The organism is Nitratireductor sp. GCM10026969, assembly GCF_042660605.1.
Classification (GTDB): domain Bacteria; phylum Pseudomonadota; class Alphaproteobacteria; order Rhizobiales; family Rhizobiaceae; genus Chelativorans.
This window is the reverse complement of sequence record NZ_JBHSUM010000156.1, coordinates 1-9392: the sequence shown is the minus strand read 5'-3', so window position 1 is coordinate 9392 and position 9392 is coordinate 1. Positions and strand designations below refer to the sequence as shown.

Sequence of the window (9392 nt, the reverse complement as noted above, 5' to 3'; positions counted from 1 at the left end):
CGGCGCGCGCTGGGGTTCGGCCGGCGCGGCCGCTTCGCGCCTGCTCGCGCGGGCCGGTCCGGTGACATATCCCTGACCCCCGGCTTCCGAAAAACGACCACCTTCGCTCATCTGATCGAAGAGAAGCTCCACGATTCGGAGTTGAACAGCCTCGGATTCAAACTTGTTGATCGTTTCCGATAGCTCGGCAAGCTGCCGCTTTAACTCGTGGAAATTTCTATGCATCGATCGCCCCTATTCTTACCGTGTGCATTAGCACCCGGTTTCCCCTTTGCATTTGGATAGTAAGTACCCCGAAAGTCAATACAAGCAATACGCGAGTAGTTCTGAAAAGGTTGTATATAAGAACCGTCCGAAGTAGGTATTAGATTGATCGCTCGCCACCACCTTACACGGCAAACCGCAGTGCCGAGCCCGCGGCCGTGCGGATACAGACGATCACCGCCGGCTTGGGAGCCGCACACAGCCCGTCGCGCTCGGACGGCGCCGTGTTCGCGGGCAGGAATACCTCTTATGCGGCGACCGATCCGCGTCCCGCTCCGCTTTCCGTTTCCATCTCGCTGCCGGATTTGCAGAATCCTGCAACCGAATACAACCGTCGATCGAAAATCGCGGAAGCGGTTTGTTAACCCTGATCGCCTTTACTGCCCCCGCGGACACGGAGAGCACTCCGCGCTGCACATGTCGCCGTCAGGCGCTGACCTCCTGTCCCTTCCGTCGCCCGCGCGGCGGGAGGGTACAGGCCGGTCGTTTCAGTGTCCGGTTTACGGCCGCTCCCACTTCTCCAGGAAGGCTTCCACGTCGAGCGCCTGCATATCGGCGACGGCGTCGAACAGCGTCTCCAGCGGCCAGTCCCACCAATGAAGCGCCTGCAGCCGTTCGGCGAGCTTGGGCGCAAACCGCTGCCGCACGAGCCGCGCCGGCACGCCGGCGACAATCGCGTAAGGGGCCACGTCGCGCGTGACGACGGCATTGGCGCCGACCACCGCACCGTCGCCAACATGCACGCCCGGCATGACAACCGCACCATGGCCGATCCAGACATCGTTGCCGATGACGACGCCGCGTTCCCTGCGCCGCGCGCGAAATCCGGCATCGACGCCGAGATAGCGGAAATACTCGTTGGGCCGATAGCTGACCTTGTGCGTCGTCACGCGCTCCAACGGGTGTTCCAGCGCATTTATGCGGGTATTGGCGGCGATCGAGCAGAATTTGCCGATCTCGGCATAGATGCCCTCGGCATGGCGCTCGAAGTAGGAAAAGTCGCCGAGGCTGACCTCGCGCAGGATCACCCGCTCGGCGACCGCCGTATAGCGTCCCAGCCTGCAGGACTTCAGCTCTGCCGTCGGGTGGATACGCGGTTCGGAATCGGTGAAACGCAAATCCTCCATCCTCTCCGTCTAACGCATCGGCCCGAAAACCGGAATCGGTTTCCGAAGACACGGTCCCCGGGTCCAAAAGCCGGCAGCTCCCAAAGAACGTGCAGAGCGATGCTTGCGGCAGATTTGCGTCTTTGCTTTCCCGGCGCCCCCGGACTATCTTCCTGTCATGAAAACGGCATCGGCCAGTCTTCCGGCCATCCTGCGCGCCGGCCTTTTGCTTGTGCTGCTTGCGGCACTTGGCGGATTGGGCCTTGCCATGTGGATGGAGAAGGGCGCCGCTATGTTCATTTCCCTGGTCGAGGCCGGGCTCGCCTGGTGCTTCTGATCTCCTGACGGTGTGATTCGATGATGCGCTATATCCTTGTCGGCATTTTCGCCCTCATGGCGGTTGCCGTCGGTCTGATGACGTTCCAGTGGTATCGTGGCGCGCAGACGGCGGCCGCTTTCGGCGCACCCTTCGAACTCGTCGATCACAATGGCGATCCCATCACCGAGGCCGCCTTCAAGGGCAGCCCCACCGCGGTCTTCTTCGGCTTCACCCATTGCCCCGACGTCTGCCCCACCACGCTCTTCGAGATGGAAGGCTGGCTCGACACGCTCGGCACGCAGGGCGGGGAGCTGGAAGCCTATTTCGTCTCGGTCGATCCGGAGCGCGACACGCCCGAGGTGATGAAGGCCTATGTCGGCAACTTTTCCGACCGCATCACCGGCATCACCGGCGATCCCGAAGCGGTCATGGAGATGGTCAAGGCCTTCCGCATCTTTGCGCGCAAGGTCGAGCACGAGGGTGGCGACTACACCATGGATCACACGGCCTCGGTCATGCTGCTCGACCGCCAGGGCGACTTCTTCGGCACCATTTCCTACGAGGAGAACGTCGAAACGGCTGTCACCAAGCTGCGCCGGCTGATAAGGGAAGGCTGATCGTCAACCCTTTCCTGACTCCATATGTCCCAGACCCGGCTTTACCTCCAGGCTCCGCGCGCCCTTGCCGTCCGCATCTACGATCTCCTCGAGCAAGCGTTCGAAGAAGACGGGCTGGCGCTTTCCATCTGCGTGGCGGATGAAGCCGACGACGTGCACGAAGTGTCCGTCTACGCGCTCGACCAGGCATCGGACGTTAAGGCACGCATCAATGCCGTCCTCGAGGCAATTCCGGAGACCCCGGAGATCGCCGAGGAAGTGCTTCCCGAGATCGACTGGGTGGCGCATTCGCTCCAGGGCCTGCACGCGGTGCGCGCCGGGCGCTTCCTCGTCCACGGCGCCCACGAGCGTCACCGCCGTCGGTCGGGCGATATCGCCATCGAGATCGACGCCGGCCAGGCCTTCGGCACCGGCCATCACGGCACCACGTCGGGATGTCTGGAAATGATCGAGCAGGTGGTCGGGCGCGAGGATCCGCGAAACGCCCTTGATCTCGGCACCGGCAGCGCCGTGCTTGCGGTCGCGCTCGCCAAGCTGCGGCCCATGGCCGTGCTTGCGACCGACATCGACGCCACCGCCACGGGCGTGGCGCGGCAGAACGTCCGCCTCAACGCGGTTTTCAACCGGGTGCGGGTCGCCACCGCACCGGGATTTCACCACCCGGAGATCGCCCGCAGGCGGCCTTTCGACCTGATCGTCGCCAACATTCTCGCCCTGCCCCTGATGCGGCTCGCGCCCGCCATGGCGCGCCACCTGAAGCACGACGGCTCACTCATCCTGTCGGGCATTCTGGAGCGCCAGCGGCGCGCCGTCATCGCCGCCTATGCCGGCCAGGGCTTCCGTCATGTCACCACTCTCAGCCGGGAAGGCTGGGTGACCATTCATATGAAGCGATAAAGAAAAAGCGGCCGCGCAAACACGGCCGCTCGCCCCTGTCCCAGGACCGGATAAGATCAGAAGTAGGTCGTGCCCTTGCGGCGCAGCTCATCGCGTGTATAGCCGTGCGCCTTGAGCGTCTCGTCGTCGAGCATCAGGAGCGCGCCATTGACATAGCGGCTCACCTGCCTCTGGCGGGCAGCAACCAACGCGTCGACTGCATTGCGAAAAAATCCGTGTTTGGCACGTGCCATGAGAGGTCTCCTTTTCACCCGAAAAATCCGTCCTCCACGGCCCGGAAAGTATGCAATGCTGTCTGAATCACCAGAGCATATTGCGCATGCCTGCCCTTCCGGTTTTGCATATGCGAAATCGCATATTGCGCCGCAGCATTGAGGGTGCGCGCGCGCCCGCATTGCCCGGCCAGGCACGGGCGTCTATCGTCTCGCCGAAAACCTAGCCCTCCGGAGAAAACATGTTCCAGTCGTTCGACAGTGTTTCCGATCCCGCGCAGGCCGGGCCGCGGCTCGAAAAGCTCCGCGCACGGATGGCCGAGGCCGGTCTCGATGCCCTCCTGGTGCCGCGTAGCGACGAGCACCAGGGCGAATATGTGCCCGCCTCGGCGGAGCGGCTGGCATGGCTGACGGGCTTCACAGGGTCGGCCGGCTCCGCCCTCATCCTGCGCGACCGGGCGGTCCTCTTCGTGGACGGGCGCTACACGCTGCAGGCGCGCGAACAGACGGATCCGGCATTGTTCGAGATTGAAAGCCTGGTGGACAATCCGCCGCGAAAGTGGATGAAGGCCAATCTGTCGAAAGGCGCGCGCGTCGGTTTCGACCCGTGGCTGCACACGATCGGAGAGATCCGGAGATTGCGCGCGGCACTGGAAAAGACCGGCGCGGAAGTGGTCCCGCTCGAACAGAACCTGATCGATGCCGTCTGGGACGACCGCCCCGCCCCGCCGGCCGGGCCCGTACGCATCCATCCGCTCGCTTATGCCGGGGAGACCGCCGCCGACAAGCTCTCCCGCCTTTCGCGGAAGATCGAAGAGGAGTGCATCGACCATACGGTGCTGACCGACCCCGCCTCGCTCGCCTGGGCCTTCAACATCCGCGGCAGCGACGTGCCGCACACGCCGCTCGCGTTGGGTTTCGCCGTCCTGTCCGCGTCCGCCGGGCCGCGCCTATTCCTGGACCCGGAGAAGCTCTCGGACGAGACGCGCGCATATCTGAACGAACTTGCGCAACTCCACACGCCGTCCGACCTTGATGGCGTGCTGGCCGAACTGGCAAAGGATGGCGGCAGGATCGGCCTCGACGACGGCCAGGCCGCCGAACGTCTGCGGCTCGTTGTCGAGGAAGCCGGCGGCACGGTCGTCTCTCTTTCCGACCCGGCCGCCCTGCCCCGCGCGACCAAGAACGCGACGGAACTCGAGGGCGCGCGCGCCGCCCATCTGCGGGACGGCGTCGCGCTCGCCCGCTTTCTCGCCTGGATCGATGCGCAGACGCCGGAAAGTCTGGACGAGATCGCGGTCGTCAGGCACCTGGAGGCGTGCCGGCGCGAGGTGGGCGGGGAATTTCAGATGCCGCTGCGCGACATCTCCTTCGACACCATTTCAGGCGCCGGCCCCGACGGGGCCGTCATCCACTACCGCGTGACGGAAAAGTCGAACCGGCGGCTTGCCCCCGGCGAGCTTCTCTTGGTCGATTCCGGCGCCCAGTTCGACGACGGCACGACGGATGTGACCCGCACCATGGCGCTCGGCCGGCCGAGCGCGGAGATGCAGCACCGTTTCACCCTCGTCCTCAAGGGCATGATCGCCATCTCCATGCTGCGCTTTCCCCCCGGCACCCGTGGCGCCGATATCGACGCATTCGCCCGCCTGGCTCTCTGGAAGGCCGGCCTCGACTACGGTCACGGCACGGGCCACGGCGTCGGCTCGTACCTGTCCGTGCACGAGGGCCCGCAGCGCATCGCCAAGACCGGCACGGAAAAGCTGCGCACCGGCATGATCCTGTCCAACGAGCCCGGCTATTACCGCGAAGGCCACTACGGAATCCGCATCGAAAACCTGATCGCCGTCACCGCGCCGGAGCCGATCCCGGGCGGCGAGATCGACATGCACGGCTTCGAGACGCTGACGCTCGTGCCCATCGACCGCCGGCTGATCGACCCCGCGCTTTTGACGGCGGAAGAGCGCGACTGGCTGAACGCCTACCACCAGCGGGCCTTCGACGAGATCGCACCGCTCTCGGACGATGCGACGAGGACCTGGCTACGCGCGGCGACAGCGCCGGTTTGAGAGGGGTTTCTGCTCTACAGTGGAAACGGGCTACCCCAAAAGATGCCGCAGCAGGATGAGCACCGCAGCCGATGTGAGAAACATCGGCATCATTCCTCCGCCCAGAAGCGAGATCACCAGCCCCACGCCCAGCGCGGTGAGTTCCGCCGGCCCGCCCTCCATAGCCGCGGGCGCGACGAGCGTGGTCAGCACCGCCGCCGGCACGGCGTTCAGTCCCGCCTCCACGCGCGGATGGATGCGCGGAAAGCGCGACAGCACGAGGTGACCACCGGCTCGCGTCAAGTAGGTGAGCACCGCGCCGGCAATGATGATCCAGAAAATCGTGCTCACGGCGCCTCCTCCCCGTCGGGACGTGCCGGCGCCAGCATCGCGCCGAGAAGCACGCCGGCCAGCGCGCCGATCGATACGTGCCAGGGCGAGCCGACCGTGCGGTAGGCGATGACGGATGCGACCGCGCTCACCACGACGACGGGCAGCCAGAACGCTCGCTTGCGGAAGCTCATCACCAGCCCGAGAAAATAGATCGGCAAAAGGAAATCGATCCCCAGCGCATGCGGGTCGGGAATGAGGCGGCCGAACCAGGCTCCGAGCCAGGCCTCCGTCACCCAGCACACATAGATCGGCAGGCCGAGCCCCATATACCAGGAAAAGCCGATGCCCTGGCCACGCTCGACCCGCTGCTCGGCTTCCGCGAATTGCGGATCGACGAGGAAGAAGAAACCCACCGCCCGCTGCAGCGGCGTCCAATGGGTAAGATGGCGGCCGATGGTCGCCGAATAGAGCACGTGGCGGAAATTCACGGCGAAGATCGAAAAGACCACCAGCCACGGCGCGATGTTGGCACCGAACAGGTCGAGCCCCACCATCTGGCTGGCGCCGGCAAATATGGTGGCGCTCATCAGGACCGCCTCGAAGGTGGAAAAGCCGTTGTCCACCGCCAGCGTGCCGAACAGCAGCCCGAAAGGCGCCGCCGCCACGACCACGGGCAGGCCCGCACGCACGCCGCGCATGAATTCGCTCGTCGCGCGCGGCGCGGCACAACTGTCAGCAGTCATGGGAAACCTCCAGCCCCTAGAATAGGTCAGCAAAGCTGACCAGTCATATCAATTCCATTGAACCAGGGATGAATGGCGATGATGGGTTCTCCCTCCGGCGATGGCAAACGCTGCTTCACCGCGCCTGCCAAAGGGCGGACAGACCGGATACTACCCTCCCACGTCATCCCGGAAGCCGGAGCGAAGCGGAGGCTGTCCGGGATCCATTCCGTGACGCCGAAGCCCGGCACGAGCCGTTCCGAATGGATCCCGGCTCGCGGTCGCCTACGCTCCCTTGGCCGGGATGACGGGAAAAGTTAGCGGCTGTTTCAAAGGGCCCCGTCACGCTCAAGAAGAAGTGCGAAAAGGCGCAGGCGTCTCCGCCCGGCCGAACCTATCCGCCCACCCGTTCGAACCAGGCGTCCTCGTCGATCACCTCGACTCCCAGCTCGGCGGCCTTCTTCAACTTCGAGCCCGCGCCGGGCCCGGCGACCACGAGGTCCGTCTTCTTCGAGACGGAGCCGGCCACCTTGGCGCCCAGCCGCTCGGCCATATCCTTGGCCTCGTCACGCGACATGCGCTCGAGCGCGCCTGTAAAGACGATGGTCTTGCCGGCGACCGGAGAATCCAGGACGGGCCGTTCGGCATCCTCGACATTCACCTGCGCGGCAAGCGCCTCAACGAGCGCCCGATTGTGCTCCTCGGCGAAATAGCGCGCCACCGCGTCGATCACCGCATCGCCGATATCCTCCAGCGCGTCCATCTCCTCGCGGGCGGCCGGATCGCCGCCGGCAACCGCCAGCGCCGCATCGTGAAAATCCTGCCAGGAGCCGTAGGCGCGTGCCAGCGTCGCCGCCGTGCGCTCGCCCACGTGACGGATGCCGAGCCCGTAGATCATGCGGTCGAGCGGGATCGTTCGCCGCGCCTCGATCGCCGCAAAGAGGTTCTTCGCCGATACCTCCCCCCAGCCGTCCTTGTCCCTGAGCTTCTTGAGGTTCTCCGCATCGCGCTCGGCAAGCGTGAAGATATCGGCCGGGCTCTTCACCGGCAGGTCGGGATCGCGGAAGAAGAACTCGATCTGCTTTTCCCCCAGGCCCTCAATGTCGAAGGCGCGCCGGGAGACGAAATGGCGCAGATGCTCGATGCGCTGGAAAGGGCAGGCGAACTCGCCCGAACAGCGGCGCACCACCCCCTCCGCACCGCCGGCCGTCGCATCGCGCACCACCGGTGTTTCCAGCTCACAAGGGCAGACGCTCGGAAATTCGAACGCTTCGGCGTCCGCCGGGCGCCGTTCCGGCACATAGCCGAGGATCTGCGGGATGACGTCGCCGGCCCGCTGCACCGTCACCGTGTCGCCGATCTTGACGCCGAGCCGTTCGATCTCCTCGGCATTGTGGAGCGTCGCATTCGTCACCACGACGCCGCCGACCGTCACCGGCTCGAGGCGGGCGACCGGCGTCAGCGCCCCGGTGCGGCCCACCTGAATGTCGATGCCACGCAGGATGGTGGACGCCTTCTCTGCCGGGAACTTGTGGGCGATCGCCCAGCGCGGGCTGCGTGAGACGAAGCCGAGCCGCTGCTGCAGCGCAAGATCGTCCACCTTGTAGACCACGCCGTCGATGTCGTAGCTGAGCGTCGCCCGCTGTTCCTCGATCGCCTTGTAATGGGCGAGCAGCTCGCGCGCCGTTTCGCACCGGCACAACAGCTCATTGGTGCGAAAGCCGTACCTTGCCAGCGCCGCCACCATCTCCATCTGCGTGGAAGCCGGCATTTCGCTCACCTCGCCCCAGGCATAGGCGAAGAATTTCAGCGGCCGCGACGCCGTCATCGCCGGATCGAGCTGACGCAGCGAACCGGCGGCCGTGTTGCGCGGATTGACGTAGGTCGGCTTGCCCTCCGCCTTCTGGCGCTCGTTGAGCGCCAGAAAGTCGCGGTGGGTCATGTAGACCTCGCCGCGCACCTCGATGACCTCCGGAAAATCGCCCGAAAGCACGTTCGGGATGTCGGCCACGGCGCGGGCATTGGCCGTCACGTTCTCGCCCACCTGCCCGTCGCCACGCGTTGCGGCGGAGACCAGCCGTCCCCCTTCGTAGCGCAGGGAGAGCGACAGCCCGTCGATCTTCGGCTCGGCGGTCATGGCGACCGGCGCATGCGGCTCGAGCTTCAGATAACGCCGGATGCGCGCCACGAAATCGATCACATCGTCGTCGGAAAAGGCGTTGTCGAGGGAAAGCATCGGCACCTTGTGCCGCACCTTCTCGAACTTTTCCGAAACCGGTGCACCCACCCGGCGCGAGGGCGAATCCTCGCGCACAAGCTCGGGAAAGGCCTGCTCGACTGCCAGGTTGCGCCGCCGCAGCGTGTCGTACTCGGCGTCGGATATCTCCGGCGTATCCTCCTCGAAATAGAGTGCGTCATGCCTGGCGATCTCGCGCGCAAGCCGCGCCAGTTCCTCTTTGGCTTGCTCCTCCGTCAGGTCGTCCACGGGGATGCTGGCTGTGCTCATGGGCGGTGGTCCGAATTCGATGGGCCGCCAACATATGGCTTTTCGGGCAAGGGTCTCAAGACGAATGGAGGCGATTGCTGACAGCCCCACAGGAAAGCCCGAGGAGCCGCTACTCCGCGGCCGCCGCGTTTTCGCGCAGAAGGCGTTCCGCCGCCGCGCGCGCCTCGTCGGTGACGGTGGCACCGGCCAGCATGCGCGCGATCTCCTCCTGCCGGGCATCGTTGTCCATGACGGCCACACCGGTGGTCACATGGTCGTGCCCGCCGCTCTTGGCGATCAGGTAGTGGGTGTTGGCGCGGGCGGCCACCTGCGGCGCGTGGGTGACGGACAGCACCTGGATGCGGGTGGCAAGCCGCGCCAGCCGCTGG

At 65.4% G+C, this 9392-nt stretch carries 10 protein-coding genes and 1 pseudogene; 5 read left to right on the top strand and 6 right to left on the bottom strand.

Annotated elements, in window-relative coordinates; genetic code table 11:
* A partial coding sequence (locus ACFP9U_RS21095; RefSeq protein WP_378624480.1) for a hypothetical protein occupies positions 1–183 on the top strand: 183 nt, incomplete at its 5' end.
* Between the two features lie 581 nt (positions 184–764).
* On the opposite strand, the gene ACFP9U_RS21090 is transcribed toward ACFP9U_RS21095, so the two are convergent.
* Entirely contained in the window at positions 765–1391 is a 627-nt protein-coding gene (locus ACFP9U_RS21090) for a DapH/DapD/GlmU-related protein (RefSeq protein ID WP_378624478.1), read from the bottom strand.
* A gap of 157 nt (positions 1392–1548) precedes the next feature.
* Here ACFP9U_RS21090 and ACFP9U_RS21085 point away from each other — a divergent pair, with 157 nt between their 5' ends.
* From ACFP9U_RS21085 to ACFP9U_RS21075, 3 genes are read left to right on the top strand one after another with little or no spacing between them, the layout of a single operon-like run.
* On the top strand, positions 1549–1707 hold the full coding sequence (locus ACFP9U_RS21085) for a hypothetical protein (protein WP_378624476.1): 159 nt from the start codon (positions 1549–1551) through the stop codon (positions 1705–1707).
* 20 nt (positions 1708–1727) lie between these two features.
* Positions 1728–2306, top strand: coding sequence for an SCO family protein (locus tag ACFP9U_RS21080; protein ID WP_378624474.1), 579 nt, complete (start codon positions 1728–1730; stop codon positions 2304–2306).
* A 24-nt stretch (positions 2307–2330) separates the two neighbouring features.
* Complete coding sequence (locus ACFP9U_RS21075) at positions 2331–3203, top strand: 50S ribosomal protein L11 methyltransferase (protein ID WP_378624471.1); 873 nt, start codon at positions 2331–2333, stop codon at positions 3201–3203.
* Between the two features lie 56 nt (positions 3204–3259).
* On the opposite strand, the gene ACFP9U_RS21070 is transcribed toward ACFP9U_RS21075, so the two are convergent.
* The gene (locus tag ACFP9U_RS21070) at positions 3260–3436 is read right to left on the bottom strand and encodes a hypothetical protein (RefSeq protein WP_322452004.1); all 177 of its coding nucleotides are present in this window, start codon (positions 3434–3436) and stop codon (positions 3260–3262) included.
* A gap of 221 nt (positions 3437–3657) precedes the next feature.
* Here ACFP9U_RS21070 and ACFP9U_RS21065 point away from each other — a divergent pair, with 221 nt between their 5' ends.
* Entirely contained in the window at positions 3658–5484 is a 1827-nt protein-coding gene (locus tag ACFP9U_RS21065) for an aminopeptidase P family protein (RefSeq protein ID WP_378624469.1), read from the top strand.
* Positions 5485–5514: 30 nt separating this feature from the next.
* Here ACFP9U_RS21065 and ACFP9U_RS21060 read toward each other — a convergent pair whose 3' ends face one another.
* The 4 genes and pseudogenes from ACFP9U_RS21060 to ACFP9U_RS21045 all read right to left on the bottom strand — a co-directional run.
* A complete protein-coding gene (locus tag ACFP9U_RS21060; RefSeq protein WP_378624468.1) occupies positions 5515–5814 on the bottom strand; it encodes an AzlD family protein in 300 nt (99 codons plus the stop codon).
* Entirely contained in the window at positions 5811–6539 is a 729-nt protein-coding gene (locus ACFP9U_RS21055; RefSeq protein ID WP_378624466.1) for an AzlC family ABC transporter permease, read from the bottom strand. Before ACFP9U_RS21055 ends, ACFP9U_RS21060 begins: the two co-directional genes overlap by 4 nt.
* 373 nt (positions 6540–6912) lie before the next feature.
* Positions 6913–9024 (bottom strand): NAD-dependent DNA ligase LigA, encoded by a 2112-nt coding sequence (gene ligA / locus ACFP9U_RS21050; RefSeq protein ID WP_378624465.1) that lies wholly within the window; start codon positions 9022–9024, stop codon positions 6913–6915.
* A gap of 109 nt (positions 9025–9133) precedes the next feature.
* Positions 9134–9392 (bottom strand): annotated as a pseudogene (locus ACFP9U_RS21045) (DNA repair protein RecN); the annotation flags it as partial.